This window comes from Steroidobacter sp. (assembly GCF_036402275.1).
Lineage (GTDB): Bacteria > Pseudomonadota > Gammaproteobacteria > Steroidobacterales > Steroidobacteraceae > Steroidobacter.
The window spans coordinates 302,758-325,607 of record NZ_DASWTF010000041.1; the positions used below are offsets into that span (position 1 = coordinate 302,758).

Genomic DNA, 22,850 nt, shown 5'->3' on the forward strand with positions numbered 1-22,850 from the left:
AATTCGCCGCGTCCGAAACGTTGCACTCTTTGGGGCGCCGACACGAGACGAAATTGCGACCAAACAGTGCGTGGCGCGCGTCGCGAGTGCAAGCACGGTGCGTATAACCCATCGTTATGCGGGAGAACTGCCTTTTCATGCAGCTTTGGCGCGACTGTTGCTAGCGTTGCTGCGGTACCCATTGCATGCGAGGTTGCGCCGTTGTTCGAGTCAGCTCCCAAGATCAGGCGGATCGGGCACTCAATCAAGGGACTGAATGTTTTATTTGCGCTTGCCATGTCAACGCCGGCCGTGGCTCAGGAGGTCAGCACTCCGGTAGCGGCCGAACAGAGCCCCATAGAAGATGTGGTCGTCACCGGCAGCCGCCTCGCGCGCAGCGGCTACGAAACGCCGACGCCGGTGACGGTCATCGGGGCCGAGGACATTCTCTCCTCCGGCCAGCCGAACATCGCGGACTTCGTCAATGAGCTGCCTTCAGTCGCGGGCAGCAGCTCGCCTTCGACCGCGAATCGCAGCCTGAGCAATGGCGCGGCCGGAATCAGCTCGGTGAATCTGCGCTCGCTCGGCAACGCGCGCACGCTGGTGCTGCTCGATGGCCGCCGCTCGGTCGGTTCGCTCGCGCAGGGAACGGTGGACATCAATACGTTTCCGCAAGGCCTGGTGAAAAACATCGAGATCGTCACCGGCGGCGCCGCGGCCACTTACGGCTCGGACGCGGTGTCCGGTGTCGTCAACTTCATTCTCGACAAGACTTACACGGGCATGAAGGTGAATGTCGAGGCCGGCGAGACCGCGCACGGCGACGATCAGAACTGGCAGGCGACGTTCACAGCGGGCCTGCCCCTCGCCGGTGGCCGTGGACATTTGCTTTTCAATGCAGAGTCCGCGCGTCGCGACGGCATCTACGGCATGCATCGCGAGTGGGCGGACGACGGCTGGTACATGGTGAACAATCCGGCGTATCAGCCTGGCAATGGCGCGCCCGAATATTTCGTGACCAACAGCGCGGGTCAAAGCGTGATGACACCTGGCGGCATCATCACGAATACGGCCTTGCGGGGCACGTATTTCGGCGTGGGCGGATCGGTCAATCAATTCGCATACGGCGCCACGCGCGATCCGTGGACCATCGGCGGCGATTGGCAACTCGGTCAATCCAACCAGCTCACCTCGCTGGAACCCGAGAGCGATCGCGACGGCGCCTTCACCCGGCTGTCCTGGGATCTGACCGACAGCACCTCGCTGTTCGCCGAAGCGTCCTGGAATCGCAACAGCGCCAGGCAGTGGGGCGGCGTGCAATCCGACAAGGGCACCATCATCATCATGGCGGACAACGCGTTCATCCCGGACTCGGTGCGTCAGCGCATCGCCGAGTACAACGCGCTGCCGTCAGCCGACATCACACAGTTCAATCTCGGCTCGTCGAATGCGGACATTCCCACTCGCGAGAGCGACAACGAGCGCACGGTCAAGCGCTTCGTGCTCGGCGCGGAGGGCTCTTTCCTGCTCGGGCTGGATTGGGATTGGGATACTTATTATCAGCACGGCGTCACCGACGCCGACGAACGTTTGTATTCCGCTAACACGGCGCGACTGCGACTGGCGCAGGACGCCGTTCTTCACCCGACCACCGGCGAGATCGTCTGCCGCTCCTCGATCGCCAATCCCGGCAACGGCTGCGTGCCGTTCAATCGCATGGGCATCGGCGTCAACAGTCCCGAGGCGCTGGCATATTTCATGGGCCATCCCGAGCGCACGCAGCAGTTCGAGCAGGACGTGGCGGCGCTGAATTTCAGCACCAAAGTGAGCAATCCGTGGCTCGACCCCATCGGCGTCGCGTTCGGTGTGGAGTATCGGCGCGAGGAGATTTCGGGTTACGTCGCGCCGGAGTATCGGGAAAACTGGATCGTCGGCAACTTCCTGCCCACTTTCGGCGATTACACGGTGCGTGAAGCGTATCTCGAGACGCTCGTGTCGCTGCCGTGGAATCTGGAGTTCAATGGCGCGGCGCGCGGCACCGATTACAGCACGTCCGGTTTCGTGACGACCTGGAAAGCGGGGCTCGCCTGGTCGCCGCTCGCGGACTTGCGGACGCGAGTGACGCTGTCCCGTGATATTCGCGCTCCGAATCTCGAGGAGTTGTATCAGGCCGGGCGCCGGCGCACCAATTCGCTCACGGACCCATTCTTCAACAACATCTCGCAGCGCTTCACCGAAACGACCATGGGCAACACGACGCTGCAGCCGGAAAAGGCCGATGCGCTGACGCTCGGGGTCGTTTATCAGCCATCGTTCGCGCCGGGACTGGCGCTGTCGGCCGACTACTACGACATCGAGATCGAGGACGCGATCAGCATGGTGAGCGCGCAGGACATCGTCGATCGCTGCTACGACGGCAATCGAACCTTCTGCGACGCCTTCACGCGCGATCCCAGCTCCGACTCGGGCAACGAGCTGCTGATCAGCAACAGCCCGTTCAACTTTGTTTCAGAGCGCGCCAGGGGACTGGATCTGGAGGCGAGCTATCGGTTTGCATTCTCCGATGTCGGCAGCGCCTTGCCCGGCAATATCACGCTGCGGTCGCTGGCCACGCACTATCTCGAGATGTCCTCGAACAATGGCGTGGATCCGGAGACCGACCGCGCCGGGCAGAACACCAACGGCGGCCCGCCGGACTGGCAGTATCGTCTGTCGGCTGCGTACACGTTGGAACAGCTGACGGTGCAACTCACCGGACGCGGCATCAGCTCGGGCACTTACGACAATACATACATCGAGTGCACGTCCGGCTGTCCGCAGTCGACGGCGTTGAATCGCACCATCAACACCAACCACATCGACGGCGCATTCTATCTGGACGCGTTCATTGCCTGGACGCTGCAGACGGACAGCATGCGCAATCAGATTTTCTTCAAGGTGAACAACCTCACCGACAAGGACCCCGTGGTGGTCGGGCTCGGGCCTGGCGACAGCAGCAATGTCGAGCCTGGCATCAATCGCGCGCTATACGACTATCTCGGTCGCACTTTCAGGATCGGTTTTCGCATCGACTGGGGATCATGACGAAAGGATATCGGGCGGCGGCGATCGGCGCAGTGGTGCTGCTCGCCGCCGGTTATTGGTGGCATGCACGAGCTCCAGCGAACACCGCCGCCCCGGCGGCTGGCGGTTCCGCCGTTCCAGTGACCGTGATTGCAGCGGAACGCCGGGATGTGCCTCAACGCATGTCCGCGATCGGCACAGTGCAGTCGCTGCACACCGTGGTGCTGCGGCCTCAGATCTCAGGCGCCATCACCGTGGTGCTTTTCAAAGAAGGCGAGCTGGTCGAGCGCGGCGCCTTGCTTGCGCGGATCGACGATCGTTCCATCAAGGCGGCGCTCGCACAGGCGCAAGCCGAGAAAGCCAGCAGCGAGGCGGATCTGCGCATCGCCGAGCTGGATCTGGCGCGTTACACCGGTCTGCGCGATCGGAGCATTGTTCCGAGGCAAACGATCGAGCAGCAGGCGGCATTGGTCGAGAAACTCAAAGCAACGATTCTAGCGAGCGAAGCGCGTATCGAGGCGCAGCGCGTGCAGCTTTCGTTTACCGAGATTCGTTCGCCGGTGCGCGGCCGCGTCGGCATTCGCCGGATCGATCCGGGCAATCTGGTGCAGGTCGGCGACGAGCAGGGCCTGGTGACCGTGACTCAGATCGACCCGATTTCCATCGTGTTCACGTTGCCTCAGGAGACGCTGCCACGGCTGCGCGAAGCAACCAAGGAAAGTCGGCAGATGCATGTCACCGCGTTCGATCGCGACGGCAGCTCGCCGCTCGCGCGAGGCCGCCTTACCACCCTCGACAATCAGATCGACGTCGCAACTGGCACGCTACGTTTGCGCGCTGAGTTCGACAATGCGAGCAGCGATCTGTGGCCGGGGCAGTTCGTGACCTTGCAACTGGAGACCGGCATGAGCGCGAACGCCACCGTGCTGCCCGCCCACTGCATACAACAGGGCTTGAACGGAGCATTTGTCTATCGCGTGCAAGATGCGATTGCGCAACCGGTCGACGTCGTCACCAGCTACCTCGACGATGAGATCGCGGTCATCGCCACCGGCGTGGCGCCGGGCGACATGGTCGTGATCGACGGACAATCGCGCCTCAAGCCGGGTGCCAAGGTGAAAGCATCGATGCTGGGCGAGGCCGATGTCGTTGGAACCTGAGCCCGCGCCGATCAGTCGCGCCCAGGCCAGCCTGGCTCGCGCGACCCTTTCGAGCTGGTGCGTGGCGCACCCCATCGGAACCACGCTGCTGACCATTGGCTTGATCCTGCTTGGCCTCGTCGCTTATCCCATGTTGCCGGTGGCGCCCATTCCGGAAGTGGATCTGCCGACGATCGAAGTGAGCGCCGCGCTGCCCGGCGCAAGTCCCGAGACCATGGCGTCGTCCGTCGCGACGCCGCTGGAAGTGCAGCTGAGCGGGGTGCCCGGCATTCGTGAGATGACGTCGAGCAGCTCGCTCGGTCGCACCTCGATCACTTTGCTGTTCGAGCTCGATAAAGATATCGACGTGGCCGCGCAGGAGGTGCAGGCCGCGATCAACACGGCGGCGGGCAGGTTGCCCGCGGAGCTGCCGAGTTTGCCGACGTGGCGCAAGTCCAATCCCAACGACAGTCCGATTCTCGGGCTGATGATGCAGTCGGAAGTCATGACGTTGACCGCGCTCAGCGATCTTGCGGAAACATCGGTCGCGCGTCAGCTCAGTCAGATCGGCGGGGTGTCCGAAGTGAACATCTACGGCCAGCGCAAACCGGCGCTGCGTGTGCAGGCGTCGCCCGAGAAACTCGCGGCGCTGGGACTGACGTTCGCCGATCTGCGCCAGATCATTCAATCCGGCAGCGTCAATCGCGCCAAGGGCGCGATCTACGGCGAGGGACGCGTCTCCACGCTGGCCACCAACGATCAGATCTTTCGCGCGGCGGAGTACGGCAACTTGATCGTGGCGTATCGGCAGGGCGCACCGGTGTTCCTGCGCGATGTCGCGCAAGTCTCGCTCGGCGCGGAGAACGACTACGTGGGTTCCTGGCAGAACGGCAAGCCGGGCGTCTACATCATGGTGCGCCGACAGCCCGGCGCCAACATCGTTGCCACTTCCGAAGCTGTACAAGCCGCATTGCCGACGATTCGCGAGCGGCTGCCAGCCAGCGTGGAGCTCGCCGTTCTCAACGACCGGACTCGCACCATCCGCTCCTCATTGCACGAAGTACAACTCACGCTGCTCGTGACTTTCGTGTTGGTCATTCTGGTCATGGGCGCATTCCTGCGACAGCTGTCGGCGACCGTGATCGTCGCCTGCGTCCTGACGGTCGCGCTGGTGGCGACGAGCGCCGCGATGTACGTGCTGGGGTTCAGTCTCAACAATCTCACGCTCGTGGCGCTGGTGGTGGCGGTGGGTTTCGTGGTCGACGACGCCATCGTCGTGGTCGAGAATATCCATCGACATCTGGAAGCAGGCAAGGCCATGCCCGACGCGGCGTTACAAGGCGCGGCTGAAATCGGCTTCACGGTGGTTTCCATCAGCCTGTCGCTGGTCGCCGCGTTCATTCCTTTGTTGCTGATGGGCGGCGTGGTCGGTCGCTTGTTTCGTGAATTCGCCGCGACGCTGACGGCGGCGATCCTGTTTTCCGTGATCGCATCGCTGACGCTTGCGCCGATGCTCGCCGCGCGCTTCATGAAGGCGCTGCCGGCGCATGTGCACGGCAAGCCGAGCTTCGGCGATCGGCTGGTCGCGAGCTACGATCGCGGTCTGCGCTGGGCGCTCGGGCATCAGCGTGCCGTGCTGGTCGGGTTCGGTCTGACGATTGCCGTTGCCGTCGCGGGTTATGTGTTCGTGCCGAAGGGCTTCTTTCCGCTGCAGGACACCGCGTACGTCGTCGGCTCCTCACGCGCTGCCGACGATGTTTCCTATTCCAGCATGGTGGCAAAGCATCAGGCGCTGGCGCGCATCCTGAGCAAAGACGACGCCATTCAGGCGATCAGTCATGTGGTCGGCGCCGCTGCGCCCAACCCGAATCTGGCCAACGGGCGTTTCTATCTGGTGCTGAAGGATCGCAGCGATCGCGACGTGTCCTCCGAGGAGCTGATCGAACGGCTGCGCCCGCAATTGAATCAGGTGCCGGGAATCAATCTGGTATTGCGAACTCAGCAGGACATCAATCTGGCAGGCCGGGGCTCGCGATCGCAGTACCAATACGTGCTGAGCGGCGCCGATAGCGGCGAGCTTGGCGAGTGGGCCAACCGGCTCGCGGAGAAACTGCAGACCATGCCGCAGTTTCGCGACGTGTCCAACGAGATGCAATTGCGCGCGGCTGTCACCAAGCTCACAATCGATCGAGTCTCGGCGGCGCGCTTCGGGCTGCGGGCGGAAGATATCGACCAGGTGCTCTACGACGCCTACGGCCAGCGCCAGATCAGCGAATATCAGAACGAGATCAACCAATACAAAATCATCCTGGAGGCCGACCCGCGACAGCGCAGCCGGGCCGACAGCTTGCAGCACTTCTATTTGCGCTCGCCGTCATCCGCCCGGATGGTGCCGCTCGCGGCGGTGACTCGGGTCGAACCGCCGACGGTCGGCCCGCTGAGCATCACTCACGACGGCATGTTTCCTTCGGCGACGATCTCTTTCAACATGGCGGCGGGGATCGCGCTGGGCGACGCGGTGAAATTGATTGCGCAAGCGGCAGCAGAGGTCGGCGCTCCAGCCAGTATCGAAGGCACGTTCAAGGGCAACGCGCAGGCATTTCAGGAAGCGCTGGCGACTCAGCCCTGGCTGATTCTGGCCGCGCTGGTCACCGTCTACATCATCCTGGGTGTGCTGTATGAAAGCTTCCTGCATCCGCTGACGATTCTTTCGACACTGCCGTCGGCGGGCGTGGGCGCCGTTTTCGCGCTGTGGGGCGTGGGTCAGGACTTTTCCATCATGGCGCTGATCGGCGTGGTGCTGCTGATCGGCATCGTGAAAAAGAACGGCATTCTGCTGGTCGACTTCGCGCTCGAGCGACAACGCGCGGGCGCGACGGCGAGCGAGGCGATTCACGAAGCATGCATCGTGCGGTTCCGTCCGATCATGATGACGACGGTGGCCGCCATGCTAGGCGCGGTGCCGCTGATGCTGGGCTTCGGCACTGGCTCGGAGTTGCGACAGCCGCTGGGCATCGCCGTGTTCGGGGGATTGCTCGTGAGTCAGTTGTTGACGCTTTACACGACGCCGGTGATCTACCTGGCGCTCGATCGTGCCTTTCCACGTGGGTTGTTGCGGAGAAGTAGCGAGTGAATGGGTTGAGCATGTATGAGGCCGCGCGTTATCCCCGGCGCAGCCGCCGAAACGACTGGTCGAGCGAAGAATTGCGGCGCTTACGTGAGCTGGCGGCCAGCGGCACGCCTGTCGAGACGATCGCTGCGGATCTGCGGCGCACGGCTTCAGCCATTAGAAACAAGGCAGGCATGCAGGGCATCTCCCTGCGATCGCCGCGCTGACGACCGGGATGGCGTCATTCGCGAGACCGATCGGTGCCGGTGTCCTCAGCCGGCCGCATCAGATCGACGAGCGCCAGGGCGACGACTGCGGTTGCTTTGCGCAGATCGCTCAGTCGCAGGCACTCGTCCGCGCCGTGGCCGTTTGCTTCTTGTAACGTTTTAGGGCCCGCGCCGTACAGCACGGTGGGAATGCCGGCGGTCGAGTAATGTCTTGCGTCGGTGTACAGCGGCACGCCGTGCACCGGAATCGAGACGCCAAATTCCGTTTCGGCGTGCGTGCGCAGAGCCATGATCATTCGGGCGGCGCCGGGTAATTCGAGCAGCGGTTCGGCCAGCAGTATTCGGTCGATTTCCACCGAGATGGCGGGTCGATGGGCGACTGCCGCCTGGATCAGGGCGCGCAACCGTGCCTCCGCTGCCGTGGCCGACTCTTCGGGAATGATGCGACGGTCGAGACGCAGCGTGACGCGGTCCGGCACGACGTTGGTGTTGATGCCGCCTTGAATCAAACCGACATTGAGCGTCGGCGTATCGATCCCGGGAACTTCGGAGTGCTCCTGCGACAACTCGTCCCGATACGCATACAGCGCCTTCAGCACATCCGTCGCCGCCTCGAGCGCGTCGACGCCAGTCGACGGAATCGCCGCATGGCCGGACTTTCCGTTGATCGCTACCTCAAAATGCAAGCAACCGTTGTGCGCGCTGGTGACGGCGTAAGAGAAGCCCGCGCAGATCGCTAAATCGGGCTTGCTGAGCTGCTGCTCTATCAGCCGCTTCGGTCCGATGTCGCCGCCGGTCTCCTCGTCATACGTGAAATGCAGCTCCACCGTGCCGTGCAACGGCACGCCGTATGTTTCCAACTCGATCAGCGCCAGCAAGGCCCAGGTGTAAGTCGCGAAATCGGATTTACTGACCGCCACGCCGCGGCCGAACATCACCAGGCCATGATCGGGATCGTCGACGATCTCCGCGCCGTAGGGATCGCGCGTCCAACCTTGACCGGGAGGAACGACATCGCCGTGTGCATTGAGTGCGATGGTCGGCCCGCCGCGACCGAAACGGCGGCGCACGATGAGATTGGTGGCGGAGATCATGCCGTTCGCTTTCACTATCTCGTCGGGCACGAGGTCCGTTTCCACCTTTTGATCGAGCAAGCTTTCCAGCAGTTCACGAGCGCGCTCCGCGGCCGGAGTGCAATCGCCGGGAGGATTGTCGCTGGGCACACGCACCAGCTCGGCGAGGAACTCCACTTGCCGGAGGGACTCGCGCTCCAGAAAGGCATGCACCATGGCGCGGGCGGAGTCGGACATTCAGGCATCCTGGTAAGTGACGAGAAAATCGATGAAGACGCGCGCGGCGAGCTCGGCATCCGCCACCGTCAGGCTCTCGGCCGGATGATGACTGATCCCTTCATTGCCACAACGCACGAACAGCATGCCGATGTCGGTGACACTCGCCATTTTCATGGCGTCATGCCCGGCGCCGCTCGGCAGATGGCGCGGCGCCGCCTCGCCGGTGATCCGCTGGATACTGCGCGCCAGCCGTTCTTGCATGTTTGGCGAGCAGACTGCGGCAGCCGCGGTCATCAGCAGACGCGGTTCAGCTCCAACATTTCGCCGGGCTGCGATGTTTTCGATCTCTTCCAGCACTCGTCGCGAGGTCGCGTCCCGCAAGCTATCGTCACCGGCGCGCAGATCGATTGTGAATTCGCATCTGCCGGGAATGACGTTCACGGCGCCGTTCGGCACGCTGAGCTTGCCGACGGTGCCGACCAGTCCGGGCGTCGCCGAGCAAAGTTTCTCCACGGCCAACACCATTTCCGCCGCAGCCGCGGCCGCATCGCGCCGTACGTGCATGGGCACCGTGCCGGCATGCCCGGCCATGCCTGTCACAGTGACGGCATAACGGACGCTCCCTGCGATCGCTGTCACCACACCGAGCGCGCGGTTTTCATTGAGTAGCACGGGACCTTGCTCGATGTGAACTTCGGCGTAGCCGAGCAAATGTTCTGGCTTGCGCGCCAAAGCGGGAATTGCCGTCGGATCGAAGCCCGCGGCGCGCAGCGCGTCCCGCATGGATATTCCCTGGGCATCGACGTGGTCCAACAGCGCCTCGTCGAAACAGCCGGCCACGGCACTGCTGCCCAGGAAGGTGGATTTGAATCGCACTCCTTCCTCGTCGGCGAAGCCGACGATTTCCAGGTCGAACGGCAGCTGCCGGCCTTGCTGTCGAAGCCCGAGAGCGCAAACGATGGGCAGCACGATGCCGAGGCGTCCGTCGTAACGGCCCGCATCGATGACGGTGTCGTAGTGCGAGCCGGTGATGAGTGTCTTCGCTCCGGCCTGGCCGCAGGGCAGTCGTCCGACGACGTTGCCCACGGCATCGATGTCGACACTCATGCCGGCAGCGAGCATCCAATCGCGCAACTGCTCGGCAACGGCTCGATGCGCAGCAGTCAGGTAGGCGCACGTGAGGTTGTCCGGGCTGTCGGAGTGTTGCGCGAGTTTGTCGATCATGGCCATGATTTCTTCACCCGGCGTGCTAGCGACGGCGTCCGCCAGTCTGAAACCACCGATGCGACCAATCTGATGCAGCGCTATTTGCTGTTCGACGGCGGGGCTGTGCCCGATCCGTTCCAGGAAACATTGGATGATGGACGCCGGAGTGTGGCCGCGGACCGCCACGATAAATGGGAAGGCGAAGCGCTCGGAGTAAGTCTTGTTCAGCTCGTGCAGCCGCGCGAGCTCCTCCGGCGTGCATGAGTTGAGGCCCGCGCCGCGCTGCTCTGTGCCTGACTCCGCCGTGAGCTCATTGCGAAGCGCGGCCTTACCGGCCAGCTCGGGATGGGCACGAATCAGCTTCAGTTGCTCGTCGGCGCTCGCGGCGGCAATGACGGCACACATTGCCTCATGCAACGCAACCCGCGACCTGAAAGGTCGCGCCGCGGCGGCCCGTTCGGCGATCCAGGGCGAGTATTCGAAAATGCCAGCGAGCGCGGTGACGAAGTCTGGCAAGGAAGCGGCGTTGAGTTGCTCCAGTGAGATCATGATTGTGGCGCGGGGTGCGTGGCCATCCAGTGACGGGCGATGTCGATGCGCCGGCATATCCAGACGCGCTCGCGGCTCAAAACGTAGTCTAGGAAACGTTCCAGCGACGCCATGCGCGCTGGGCGGCCGATGATGCGACTATGCAAGCCGATGGACAGCATCTTGGGTGCGTCCAGTCCCCCAGGATCGCCTTCGCGGTACAACGTATCGAACGCGTCCTTCAGGTAATCGTAGAACTGGGCGCCGGAGTTGAAACCCTGAGCGGCGGCGAATCGCATGTCGTTGGAATCGAGCGTGTAGGGCACGATCAGGTGCGGCACGGCCTGCACGTGGCCGTCGCGTTCGATGTTGACCCACGTCCAGTAGGGAAGGTCGTCAGCGTAGGAATCCGCGTCGTAGACAAAGCCGCCATGCTCGACGACGAGTCGCCGTGTGTTCGGGCTGTCGCGACCGGTGTACCAGCCAAGCGGCGCAGCGCCGGTAACATCACGAATGATGGCCACGGCTTCGTGGAGGTGTGCTCGCTCGGTGGCCTCGTCGACTTGCTGGTAGCTGATCCATCTCAGACCGTGGCAGGCGATCTCGTGGCCCAGCTCGCTGAACGCCGCTGCCGCCTCGCGATGTCGTTGCAGCGCCATTGCGACCGCGAAGATGGTCAGCGGCAGCTTGCGTTGCTCGAATGCTCTCAGCACCCGCCATAGTCCGGCGCGCGAGCCGTACTCGTAGATGGATTCCATGCTCATGTGCCGCGAGGCAAAGGCTTGTGCGCCGATGATCTCGGAAAGAAACGTCTCCGACGCGGGATCGCCGTGGAGCACGCAGTTCTCGGCGCCTTCCTCATGATTCAACACGAATTGCAGCGCTATGCGAGCATCGTTGGGCCAGCGCGGATGCGGAGGCCGCTGGCCGTAGCCAATCAGATCTCTGGGGTACGCGTCAGGCATGAATGACTCCGGGCGCGGCGTGCACACGTTTCCCCACGATGTATGTTCCGACCACGTTGCGCTCGTCGCCCAAGGTGGCAAATAACAGTAACCGCTCGGCAAGCGTCGCGCATTGTTTGAAACGCCGGCTCATGAGCGGTGTGACGTGAGGATCGAGGACGACGAAATCGGCCTCTGCGCCCGGCGACAGCTGACCGATCCGATCGTGGAGACCCAGCACACGCGCGCCACCCAGTGTCGCCAGATAAAACATTCGCAGCGGCGACAGCCGTTGCCCGAGCAGTTGCGTGACTTTATAAGCTTCGGCCATGGTTCGAAGCATGCTGAAGCTGGTGCCTCCACCGACATCGGTGGCCAGCGCGAACTGCAACGCGGCGGCGTCGGCGGCGGCGATATCGAACAGACCGCTGCCCAGATAGAAATTGGAGGTCGGACAGAACGCCGCCGAGCTCCCTGCGCTGGCCATGCGCTGTCGATCGGCGGCATCGAGGTGGATACAGTGTGCGTAAGTGGCGCGCTCGCGCAACAGCCCGAAACGGTCATAGACATCCAGGTAGCTGCGCGCTTCCGGAAACAGCCGGTGGACCCAGGCCACCTCGTCGACGTTCTCCGCGAGGTGCGAGTGAATGAACACATCCGGATGGTCACGCGCGATACGACCGGCGCTGGCCAGCTGCTCGTTGGAGGAGGTGGGCGCGAAGCGCGGCGTGATGGCGTAGTGCAATCTGCCCTGACCGTGCCATTTCTCGATCAGCTCACGCGTGTCACGCTCGCCATCCGCCGGAGTGTCGCGCAGATATTCGGGACAGTTGCGATCCATGAGGAGCTTGCCCGCGATCATCCGTATGCCGCGTTTCGCGGCAGCTTCGAAGAACACGTCCGTTGCAAGCTTGTGAACCGTGCCGAGCACCTGCGCCGTGGTGGTGCCGTTGCGCGCCAGCTCATCCAGGAAAAACTCCGCTGAGCTTTTCGCGTGCGCCTCGTTGTCGAAGCGCCGCTCGGCCGGGAACGTGTAATGCTCCAGCCAATCGAGCAGATCGCGGCCGGCAGCCGCGATAACGTCGGTCTGCGGATAATGAATGTGAGTGTCGATGAAGCCGGGCAAAATCAGGGCATCGTGATGTTCGTGCACGCAGACGCCGGCCGGAAGGGTGCCGATCAACTCCGAGGCTGGACCGACGCGTTCGACATGTTCGCCGCTGACGATGAGCAACCCGTCCGGCCAGTATTCGTAGGCGTCCGGGCTGTCACTCTCGCCTGGATCGCTGCGAAATTGCAGCACCGCCGCGCGATGCGCGCTCAGCTCACCGGTGTGCGCCATGATCGATCCACGTCAGTAGCGCCGCTCGCTCTTCCTCCGTCATGCCGGTGAGGTTGCCTGGCGGCATGGTGTGCGATATCAGCAGCGGCTGGGTGCGGAGGGCGTTGTCGATGATGTGCTGGGGCGTGTCGAGCTCGATGCCCTTGGGCGGTGACATGAAGCCCGGCTGGGTGGGGACGGCTGAATGGCACGGCACACACCGCGCTTTGACTATGCTTTCGATCTGCGCGAAGTTCGCGGGCGCAACGTTGCCTGGCGAGCCTCTGGCGGGAACGAGGGATATCGCAACGATCACTATGCTGAGCACGCCCCACACCGCAGGCCACGCCGGCGTGCGGCCACCTCGCTCATGCGCCTTGTGGCGGGCCACGAACCAAGTGCGAATCAGAGCGCCCGCCAGGCACATTCCGATCAGCACCAGCCAGTTATGACGCGCGCCGTAAGTCATTGCGTAGTGATTGCTGATCATCGTGAACAGCACCGGCAGCGTGAGGTAAGTGTTGTGCACCGAGCGCTGCTTGCCGCGCAGGCCATGCACGGGATCGGGCTCGCGGTTCGCCATCTTCGCTTTCACCAACTCACGCTGCCCCGGGATGATCACGAAGAAAACATTCGCCACCATGATCGTGCCGAGGGCGGCGCCGAACTGGATGAATGCGCCGCGGCCGCTGAAGATGTGACACAGGGCATACGCCTCGATCGCAAGCCCGATGCCGAGCACCGGGCCGAGCCAGCGATCGTCACGACCCAGCCGCGACCGACACAAGGCGTCGTAGAGGAGCCAGGTGCCAGCCAGGAAGGCAAGGCCGATGACGATCGCAGCGGGTTTCGATAGCGCCGCCACCCGCGCATCCACGAGATAGATCTCCGCTTGCCCGTAGTACATCAGGCACAGCAGGAACATGCCCGACAGCCACGTCGAGTAGGCTTCCCAATAGAACCAGTGCAGAGTGCCTGGCAACGACGCGGGCGCGACGCGATATTTTTGTGAGTGATAGAAGCCGCCACCGTGTACGGCCCAGAGCTCTCCGCCGACGCCATCCGGGCTTTTGCCGGCCGGGGCGAGCAAATGGTTATCGAGCCACACGAAATAGAATGACGCGCCGATCCAGGCGATGCCGGTGATGAGGTGCACCCACCTGCCGATCAGAGCCAGCCATTCGATGAGGAAGGCGTCCATCACGCCTCCGGATGAAAGCCGCGGCCCAGCGATGCCGGCTGGTTCAGCAGAATGGCCTTTGGATCGCGACAGATGAGCACCAGCACGACGATGGTCGCGAGGTACGGCAACATCGACAGGAACTCACTTGGCACGGTGACGCCGAAGCCTTGCGCATGCAGCTGCAACACTGCGACGCCGCCGAACAGATAAGCGCCGAGCAGCACGCGCAGCGGCCGCCAGGTCGCGAATACGACCAGCGCGAGCACGATCCAGCCGCGGCCGGCGCTCATGCCTTCGGCCCACATCGGTGTCAGTGCGGTGGAAAGATATGCGCCGGCCAGTCCGCTCATCGCGCCGCCGAACATGGTGGCGAGATAGCGAATGCGAATGACCGGCTCACCCAGCGAATGCGCCACGGCCGGTGCTTCACCGATGGCGCGCAGTCGCAGCCCGTGTCGCGATCGAAATAAGAACCAGCTGACCACGACGAACAGCAATGCCGACAGATACACGACGGTGTCGTAGTGGAACAGCAACGGTCCGAGCACGGGAATGTCGGCGAGCAGCGGAATCTCCAGCGGTGGCAAACGCTCGATGGGTGTGCCTACGTAATCTCGGCCGAGAAAGGCGCTCAATCCGGTCCCGAACAAGGCGAGCGCCAGGCCGGTGGCGACTTGATTTGTCTGCAGCGTCAGCACCAGGACGGCAAACAGCAGCGCCATGCCGGCACCCGCCGCGATTGCGGCGAGATAACCCAGCAACAAGCTGCCGCTCGACACGCCAATGGCGAAGGCGGTCACCGCACCCATCAGCATCATGCCTTCCACGCCGAGATTGAGCACTCCGGCACGCTCGCTGACGAGCACGCCGAGCGCTGCGATGACCAGCGGTGTGGCAGCGGTGACCGTGCTTGCGAGAATCGGCAGCAGTTGCTCGAAGCTCATTGGCTGGTGCTCACCTGAACTGTCGTGGGCGCGGTGGCCGGCTCAACTGGGGCGCTGGCGACCCGGCGCAGACGAAATGTGATGAACAGATCGGCGGCCAGCAGATAGAACAAGAGGACGCCCTGGAACAGGCTGGTGACGGGGGCGGGCAGTTGCAGCTCGATCTGCGCCGCCTCGCCGCCGAGATACAGCGCCGACATCAATAGCGAGGCAAGCACGACCCCTGCCGGATGCAGGCGGCCGACGAAGGCCACGATGATGGCCGCGAATCCGTAACCCGGCGAAATGCCCGGCGACAACAATCCCACCGGCCCCGCGACTTCACAAATGCCTGCAAGGCCCGCCATGCCGCCGCTGATGAGCAAAGCGAGCCAGACGTTAATTTTGTCGCTGTATCCCGCATAGGCCGCGGCCGCCGGCGCCTGCCCGGCCACACGCATGCGATAACCGGCAAACGTACGACTCACGAAAAACCACGACACTGCCGCCAACGCGAGTGCGAGCAACAGCGCGACGTTGACTCGCGCGCCATCGATCAGAAGGGGCAGCAACTCATGGTCTTCGAACGCCTCGGATTGCGGGAAATTGAAGCCCGCGGGATCGCGCCAGGGGCCGTGCACGAAGTATGAAAGCAACAGCTGCGCGATATAGACCAACATCAAAGTTACGAGGATTTCGCTGGTGTGAAAGCGCGTGCGCAGGAACGCGGCAATGGCCGCCCATGTCATGCCGCCGACGACTCCCGCAAGCAGCATCAACGGGAGCGTGACAATCCCCAGGCCGCCGGCGAACAGGGCGACGGCGCCACCGGCCAATGCCCCGGTGATGAACTGACCTTCGGCGCCGATGTTCCAGACGTTGGCCCGAAAGCCGACCGCGAGCCCGAGCGCGCACAGCATCAGCGGCGTCGCTTTCAACAGCAATTCGCCCACGCCATAGAGGGATGCCACGGGCTCGACGAAGAAGACGTGAAATGCCGCCGCCGGACTCTTGCCCAATGCGCTGAACAGAATGACCCCGGTCAACAGCATCGCGGCCGCGGCGAGCAGCGGCGACGCGATGCTCATCATGGTCGAGGGCTCCGCGCGCCGCTCGATGCGGAATGGCCAGCGTGCACTACTCATGCGTGACGCTCGCCGATGAAAATTCACCAGTCATCCACACGCCCACTGTCGAAACTGGCAACTCAGCTGTGGCTCTCGCTGGCGACAGCCGTCCACGCGAGATGACAGCGAGCCGGTCGCAGATCGAGTAAAGCTCATCCAGCTCTTCGGAAACGACCAGCACGGCCGCGCCGCGGTTGCGCAGATCGATCAATGCCTGCCGGATCAATTGCGCCGCTCCAATGTCGACGCCCCAGGTGGGCTGGGCGACGACCATCACTTTGGGGTCCAGTCGCGTCTCGCGGCCAACGATGTATTTCTGCAAGTTGCCGCCAGACAGCGTGCGTGCGAGCGACCTTTCGCTACCGCATTTCACCGCGAATTGTCTGATCGTGTCGCGCGCGAATGTTTCTATTGCTTCGGATTGCACCAGCCCATGGCGCACGAGTCCGGCGTGATATGCAGTCAACAACGCATTGTCGGCCAAGCTCATGTCGGGCACGGCGCCGCGGCCCAGCCGCTCCTCGGGGACGAAGCTCATGCCGAGCGCACGGCGTTGCGCCGGGTCCAGCGACCCCGCGTGCCGTCCACAGATCCGGATCGCGGCGTGCGGCGCACGAGTCTCACCGGAAATGGCGGCCAGCAACTCACGCTGGCCATTTCCCGAGACTCCCGCGATGCCGACGATCTCGCCGGCGTGCACGTCCAGCGATATCTCATTCAAGCTGGCGCCGAAGGGGTCGACGGAGCGGAGGGTCAGATCGCGCAACTGCAATCTGACATCGCCAACGGGTTGCGGCGTCCGCCGGCACTCACGAAGCTCGCTGCCCACCATCAGTCTCGCCAGGCTCTCGTTGGTCTCTTCGCGGGGCACGGCGGTTCCGGCCACCCGGCCGCCTCGGAGCACCGTCGCTGAATCGCACAGCGCACGTACTTCATCGAGCTTGTGACTGATATAGAGAATGCTCACTCGTTCCGCCGCCAACCGTCGCAGCGTCTCGAACAATGTCTGTACCGCCTGCGGAGTGAGCACGGAGGTAGGCTCATCCATGATCAACAAGCGCGGCGATTGCAGCAGGCAACGGACGATTTCGACTCGCTGTCGTTCGCCCACGGACATGCTGTGGACCAGGCGTTGCGGGTCGACGGGCAGGCCATAGTTCTCCGAGACGTCCCGAATGCGTGTCGCGAGCGCGGCGGGAGATGTACGCCCATCCAACGCCAGGGCAATGTTTTCAGCGACGGTCAGGGTCTCGAACAGCGAGAAGTGCTGGAACACCATGCCGATCCCAAGCCGGCGCGCGTCGGCCGGACTGCGGATATCCACGGCGCGGCCTTCCCATTCGATACGGCCAGCGTCAGGGCGTGTGACGCCGTAGACAATCTTCATCAGCGTGCTCTTGCCGGCGCCGTTCTCGCCGAGCAACGCGTGAATCTCTCCAGGCGCGACAGTCAGATCGATGCGATCGTTGGCCACGACCGTTGGATAACGCTTGCTGATGCCGTGTAGAGCCAGGCGAGGGGCGAGCGATGCAACTTTCGCAGGGGTCACGGGGTGTTCCCAGGTTGATGCCCGCAGCCACGGCAGCTCGCCGCGACGCATTCATGAGCTTCCGTTACGGTTCTCGTTGGAGCTGGTTTCAATGTTTGCAACAGCTGGGCGGCGACCGATATCGCGATCGCGGCCGGCTCCTTGCTCTCGATGGCGTCGACGCCCATGGGGCACGTGAGCCGCGCAACGTGTTCGGGTTCGAGACCGTCACGACACAGGCGCGAGCGGAACCGCGCGCTTTTGCTCCTGGAACCGATGACACCGACCCATGCTTGATCGCCTCGCTCCAGCACTGCCTTACACAGTTCGTAGTCGAGCTGGTGACTGTGCGTCATGATTACAAAGCGCGTGCCGGGCGGCGCGGTCCGCACGGTCGCGACGGGCAGTTCCGAAACGAGGATATGAGCCGGCACCCCCGTCGGCAGAAACTCCGGTCGTGAGTCGATCCATGTGAGCCGCATCGGCAGCGTCACCAGCACGCGAGCCAAAGCCTGGCCGACGTGTCCCGCGCCATACAGCCAAACGGCAGGCCGATCTTCATCGAGTCGTTCGTGCAGCGAAATGCTGTCGTTTTCGCGAACCAACTCCAGGCGCGTGCCGGCGCGAGCCATGCGTCGTGCATGCTCATCGAGAGCAGGATGTCGATTTACACGCCGTTCGATGACGGCGCCGGTCAGTCTGCTTACCAGAAACGCTTGCCCACGTGCCGCGGCTCGTTCCGCCGAGTCGAGCATTGCCAGGTCGGCGCTCGTGTAACGTTCCATCCAAAGCTCGACGACTCCGCCGCAACACTGAGCAAGCTGCGGCCCCAGGACCAGGGTCCGCAGTTGCACGGCCGCCGCGCCGGGAGTGGCGAGCATATTTCGTGCGCTGGCAATCGCGGACCATTCCAATTGGCCCCCGCCGATCGTGCCGACGATGCGTTCGCGATCGACCAGCATGCAGGTGCCCGCTGCACGCGGCGAGGAGCCGCGGGTCGATGCGACCACGATGCGAACTACGCTTCCGGTGGCCTGCACGGCAGTGACTGCAGCGGCCGGCCAGCTCGCCAAAGGCGTGAGCCACTGGCCAATCGACGCAGGGTTCTCCGCCGGAGATGTAAGCGCGGCGATCATTCGTCGCCTCCGACCTGCAGCTGTTGAATGGCGCGCACTACCGTTTCAGGCGTGGCGGGCGCCGGAAGATTCGGCAGGCGATGCGTTGGCCCGCAGCTCGCGATGGCATCTCGAATTGCATGAAACGTCGAGATCGCCAGCATCAACGGCGGCTCGCCGACAGCCTTGGCGCGATAAATGGTGTCCTCGCGATTTGGCGCATCGAGCAGCGCGATGTGAGTCTCCATCGGCCAGTCCCTCGCCGTTGGGATTTTGTACGTCGACGGTGCGTGGGTCTGCAATTCGCCTGCGTCGCTCCACCGCAACTCTTCCGACGTCAACCAGCCGACGCCTTGCAGGAAGCCGCCCTCGATCTGGCCAAGGTCGATCGCCGGGTTCAGGGAGCGTCCCACGTCATGCAAGATGTCCACTCGCAACAGGCGTGTTTCGCCGGTCTCGGTATCGACCGCCACTTCGCTGATGGCCGCGCCGTACGCGAAGTAAAAGAAAGGTCTTCCCTGAAATGTCGAGCGATCCCAGTGAATCCTCGGGGTTCGGTAGTAGCCCGTCGCGGACAGCGAGATACGGGCGGCATGCGCCTGTCGCGCGAACTCGCCGAACGCGACCCGTCGTGGGCCGATGTGAACATGACCGTCGTGAAAACACACCTGCTCCGGACGTACGCTGTCCGTTCGATAGGCCCATTCCACCAGCCGGCCGCGAATCGTTTGGGCGGCAGCCTGCGCCGCCATGCCGTTGAGATCCGAGCCCGAAGACGCGGCGGTCGCCGATGTGTTCGGAACCTTGGAGGTGTCGGTGGCCGTCACCCGGATCGCCGACAGCGGCAGACCGAATTCGGTGGCGACGACTTGCGCGACCTTGGTGTGCAGACCCTGGCCCATCTCCGTGCCGCCATGATTCAGCAGCACGGTGCCATCCGTGTACACGTTCACCAGCGCGCCCGCCTGATTGAACAGCGTCGCGTTGAAGGAGATGCCGAACTTCACCGGCGTCAGCGCCAGGCCACGGCGGATCGTCGGACGGGCCGCGTTCCATGCATCGACCGCCCGGCGCCGCTCGTGATAACGGCCGGTGCGTGCGAGCTGGTCGACGATCGTGTGAATGACGTTGTCATCGATCCGCTGTCCGTAATGAGTTACGTTGCGCGTCACTGTGCCGTAGAAGTTGGCGCGCCGGACTGCAAGCGGATCGAGCGTCAGCGTGCGGGCGATGTCGTCGAGAACAGCTTCGATGATCATCATTCCTTGGGGGCCGCCGAAGCCTCGGAAGGCGGTATTCGACACGGTGTGGGTCTTGCAGCGATGCGAGGTCACAGCGACATGCTCGAGGTAATACGCATTGTCGATGTGGCACAAGGCGCGATCGTTCACGGGGCCCGACAGATCGGCCGAGTATCCGCAGCGAGATGCGAGCATCAGCTGCAACGCCAGGATCCTGCCCTGCGCGTCGAAGCCGACTTCGTAGTCGCCGAGAAAATCATGGCGCTTGCCGGTCATCAGCATGTCGATGTCGCGATCCAGGCGCAGCTTCACCGGGCGCTGCGTCCGGTGGGCGAGCACGGCTGCGGCTGCGGCGATCAATGCGGGCTGACTTTCCTTGCCGCCGAAGCCGCCGCCCATGCGCCGGCACTGCACGGTGATGCTGTTGGCGTGACGCGCCAGCGCGCGGGCGACGATGTGTTGGACCTCGGTGGGATGCTGGGTCGAGCTGTGAATCAACATGCCGCCGTCTTCCTGCGGCAGGGCGATTGCAATCTGACCTTCCAGATAAAAATGGTCCTGTCCACCCATGACCACGGTGCCGCGCAGCCGGCGGGGCGATCTGGCCAATGCTTTCTGCGGAGTGCCGCGAACGAGCTGTTGGGAAGGCAGCACATAGGATTCCGCTGCGAGTGCCGCTCTGATATCGAGAATGGCGGGCAACGGCTGGTACTCGACTACTGCCTTGGTCACGGCCCGGCGCGCTGCCGTGTAGGACGTGGCCGCGACCGCGAATATTGGCTGGCCGGCGTACTGCACGAGGCCGCTGGCGAAGATTGGATCGTCGTGAACAACGCCCCCATAGTTGTTCTCGCCGGGAATATCCGCCGACGACGCCACGGTCACCACGCCAGGCGCCGATTGAACAGCGGCGAGATCCAGCGAGCGAATGTTTCCATGAGCGATCTGGCTCAGGCCAAACGCTGCATGCAACGTGTTCGCGGGCAGCGCGATGTCGTCGCAGTACAGAGCGCGGCCTGTGACGTGCAGGTGTGCGCTCTCGTGTCGGTGCGGCTTACCAACAGGAGCGTCAGCCGCGAGCAGATGGGCGCTCATGACAGCTCCGCAACGGGCGCGATCTGGCGCAGCGAGGCGGCAGTGTTTCCTTGCGACTCGCGATAGAAACGTCGTAGCAGTTGCCCCGCGACGAGCAAGCGATAGTGGCTGCTTGCCCTGAGATCCGTCAGCGGCCGGAAGTCTTCATTCAGCGCGAGCACTGCCGCTTCGACGGTCTGCGGCTGCCACTTCTGATTCAACAACGCAGCTTCGGCTTTGCGCGCACGGGCAGGCGTGGCGGCCATGCCGCCGAATGCGAGTCGGGCCGCGGTGACACGCTGATCATCGAGGCTGATCGCAAAGCCCGCGCAGACCGCCGAGATATCCTGATCGAAGCGCTTGGAGACTTTATAACTTGCAATTCGTTGCGCGGCTGGCGAGCTCGGTATGTTTACCGCGGACAAGAATTCTCCGGGCCGCAGATCCTTGCGCTGGTACCCCAGATAAAATTCATCCAGCGGCAGCCGGCGCGATCGTCGACCCTGTCGCAGCTCCAACTGCGCATCCAGTGCGATCAAGATGGGCATGGCGTCGCCGATCGGTGAGCCGTTGGCAATGTTGCCGCAGAGCGTGCCGGAGTTGCACACCGGTGGCGAGGCGAAACGCAGCGCCAGCTCCTGCAACTCTGGATGAAGCTCGACGATGGCGCGCCATGCTTCCGTGAGCGGGACGGCGGCGCCGATTCTCAATCCCGCGGCATCCTGCCGAATCTCTTGCAACTCGGCGACCGCGCCGAGATAGATGATGGAGGGTAGGGCTCGCTGTTGCTTCGTTACCCACAGGCCAACATCGGTTCCGCCCGCGAGCAGCACGGAGCCCGGCTCGATTTCGAGCAGTTCGGCGAGTCGATCCAGCGTGGTCGGAGCGTGAAAGCCCGGCAGCGCGAGCGCAGATCCGGATTGGACGCCGCGAAGTCGTTCTATGCGAGCGGGCGACTGAGCATCCGCTCGGTTCCACTCTGCCGGCTCCGGGTACTCGGTCATCGCGCAGCCGGCGGCGATGATGGGTTTATAGCCCGTGCAACGACACAAATTGCCGGCGAGTGCGGTCACGACGGCGTCGCGCGAGGGCGCCGCCTCGTTCAGATAGAGGCCGAACAAGGACATCACGAATCCCGGCGTACAGAAGCCGCATTGCGAACCATGATGATCCACCAGCGCCTGTTGCACCGGATGTAGCAGCGATTGGGATGCCTGCAGGCTTTCAACCGTGACCAGCGCCTTGCCATCGATGGTCGGCAGGAAACGAATACAGGAGTTGATCGCGCGATAGTCGATGCGCGATCGATCTCTCGACAATTCGCCCAGCACGACGGTGCAGGCGCCGCAGTCGCCTTCGGCACAACCTTCCTTGGTCCCGGTGCGGCCGCGGACCTCGCGCAGATATTCCAGGACTGTCAATGTCGGCGGCACGTCGGAGAGCTCGACGATCTGCTCATCGAGCACGAAGCGGACCGTGGCGCGCCCAGTCACCGTCATCCTCCCCGATACACCGAGTGGCTCCACGGCGTGACCAGCAACGGTACGTGATAATGCTGGCTCGCATCGGCTATCCCGATGCGCACGATGGCTTCTTCGATGAAGGCGGGATCGGGCAGCGGGATGCCGCGACCGCGAAAGTACTCGCCGATGTGAAAGGTCAGCTGATAACGACCTCGGCGGAAGGCGTCGCCCTCCAGCAAGGCGTGAGTGACGCGGCCGTCGTCCGCAGTCATATATGTGCCGATCGATCGAGTCGCGCCAGACACGATCGTGTGCAACTCGATGCGTACGCCGCCCGCCGCCATGCCGGCGTGAGTATCCAGAACATGTGTGGTGAGCCTGCCCATCG

16 protein-coding genes are annotated in these 22,850 nt (G+C 63.5%); 4 read left to right on the top strand and 12 right to left on the bottom strand.

Annotated elements, in window-relative coordinates; translation table 11 throughout:
- Nucleotides 1-276 precede the first annotated feature (276 nt).
- From VGD45_RS26530 to VGD45_RS26545, 4 genes are read left to right on the top strand one after another with little or no spacing between them, the layout of a single operon-like run.
- On the top strand, nt 277-3,063 hold the full coding sequence (locus tag VGD45_RS26530) for a TonB-dependent receptor plug domain-containing protein (RefSeq protein ID WP_331158396.1): 2,787 nt from the start codon (nt 277-279) through the stop codon (nt 3,061-3,063).
- Nucleotides 3,060-4,202: an efflux RND transporter periplasmic adaptor subunit gene (locus VGD45_RS26535; RefSeq protein ID WP_331158397.1), complete on the top strand. Its 1,143-nt coding sequence runs from the start codon at nt 3,060-3,062 to the stop codon at nt 4,200-4,202. The genes VGD45_RS26530 and VGD45_RS26535 overlap by 4 nt, the downstream gene beginning before the upstream one ends.
- On the top strand, nt 4,186-7,314 hold the full coding sequence (locus VGD45_RS26540) for an efflux RND transporter permease subunit (RefSeq protein ID WP_331158398.1): 3,129 nt from the start codon (nt 4,186-4,188) through the stop codon (nt 7,312-7,314). The genes VGD45_RS26535 and VGD45_RS26540 overlap by 17 nt, the downstream gene beginning before the upstream one ends.
- Nucleotides 7,311-7,517, top strand: a complete 207-nt coding sequence (locus VGD45_RS26545) for a hypothetical protein (RefSeq protein WP_331158399.1) — start codon at nt 7,311-7,313, stop codon at nt 7,515-7,517. Before VGD45_RS26540 ends, VGD45_RS26545 begins: the two co-directional genes overlap by 4 nt.
- Nucleotides 7,518-7,531: 14 nt before the next feature.
- On the opposite strand, the gene VGD45_RS26550 is transcribed toward VGD45_RS26545, so the two are convergent.
- From VGD45_RS26550 to uraH, 12 genes are read right to left on the bottom strand one after another with little or no spacing between them, the layout of a single operon-like run.
- On the bottom strand, nt 7,532-8,827 hold the full coding sequence (locus VGD45_RS26550; protein ID WP_331158400.1) for a M20/M25/M40 family metallo-hydrolase: 1,296 nt from the start codon (nt 8,825-8,827) through the stop codon (nt 7,532-7,534).
- Nucleotides 8,828-10,564 (bottom strand): allantoate amidohydrolase, encoded by a 1,737-nt coding sequence (locus tag VGD45_RS26555; RefSeq protein WP_331158401.1) that lies wholly within the window; start codon nt 10,562-10,564, stop codon nt 8,828-8,830.
- Nucleotides 10,561-11,508, bottom strand: coding sequence for an allantoinase PuuE (gene puuE, locus VGD45_RS26560; RefSeq protein WP_331158402.1), 948 nt, complete (start codon nt 11,506-11,508; stop codon nt 10,561-10,563). The genes VGD45_RS26555 and puuE overlap by 4 nt, the downstream gene beginning before the upstream one ends.
- Entirely contained in the window at nt 11,501-12,829 is a 1,329-nt protein-coding gene (gene guaD / locus VGD45_RS26565; RefSeq protein WP_331158403.1) for a guanine deaminase, read from the bottom strand. The genes puuE and guaD overlap by 8 nt, the downstream gene beginning before the upstream one ends.
- Nucleotides 12,813-14,009 (bottom strand): urate hydroxylase PuuD, encoded by a 1,197-nt coding sequence (locus tag VGD45_RS26570; protein WP_331158404.1) that lies wholly within the window; start codon nt 14,007-14,009, stop codon nt 12,813-12,815. Before VGD45_RS26570 ends, guaD begins: the two co-directional genes overlap by 17 nt.
- Entirely contained in the window at nt 14,009-14,935 is a 927-nt protein-coding gene (locus tag VGD45_RS26575; RefSeq protein ID WP_331158405.1) for an ABC transporter permease, read from the bottom strand. The genes VGD45_RS26570 and VGD45_RS26575 overlap by 1 nt, the downstream gene beginning before the upstream one ends.
- Nucleotides 14,932-16,059 (bottom strand): ABC transporter permease, encoded by a 1,128-nt coding sequence (locus VGD45_RS26580; RefSeq protein ID WP_331158406.1) that lies wholly within the window; start codon nt 16,057-16,059, stop codon nt 14,932-14,934. The genes VGD45_RS26575 and VGD45_RS26580 overlap by 4 nt, the downstream gene beginning before the upstream one ends.
- Nucleotides 16,052-17,641 (bottom strand): ABC transporter ATP-binding protein, encoded by a 1,590-nt coding sequence (locus VGD45_RS26585; protein WP_349263367.1) that lies wholly within the window; start codon nt 17,639-17,641, stop codon nt 16,052-16,054. The genes VGD45_RS26580 and VGD45_RS26585 overlap by 8 nt, the downstream gene beginning before the upstream one ends.
- A complete protein-coding gene (gene xdhC / locus VGD45_RS26590) occupies nt 17,587-18,705 on the bottom strand; it encodes a xanthine dehydrogenase accessory protein XdhC (RefSeq protein ID WP_331158408.1) in 1,119 nt (372 codons plus the stop codon). Before xdhC ends, VGD45_RS26585 begins: the two co-directional genes overlap by 55 nt.
- A complete protein-coding gene (gene xdhB / locus VGD45_RS26595; protein ID WP_331158409.1) occupies nt 18,702-21,020 on the bottom strand; it encodes a xanthine dehydrogenase molybdopterin binding subunit in 2,319 nt (772 codons plus the stop codon). The genes xdhC and xdhB overlap by 4 nt, the downstream gene beginning before the upstream one ends.
- Nucleotides 21,017-22,498 carry a xanthine dehydrogenase small subunit gene (gene xdhA / locus VGD45_RS26600; protein ID WP_414717610.1) on the bottom strand — a complete coding sequence of 494 codons (1,482 nt, stop codon included), beginning with the start codon at nt 22,496-22,498 and terminating at the stop codon, nt 21,017-21,019. The genes xdhB and xdhA overlap by 4 nt, the downstream gene beginning before the upstream one ends.
- Nucleotides 22,495-22,848, bottom strand: a complete 354-nt coding sequence (uraH, locus tag VGD45_RS26605) for a hydroxyisourate hydrolase (RefSeq protein ID WP_331158411.1) — start codon at nt 22,846-22,848, stop codon at nt 22,495-22,497. Before uraH ends, xdhA begins: the two co-directional genes overlap by 4 nt.
- Between the last annotated feature and the right edge of the window lie 2 nt (nt 22,849-22,850).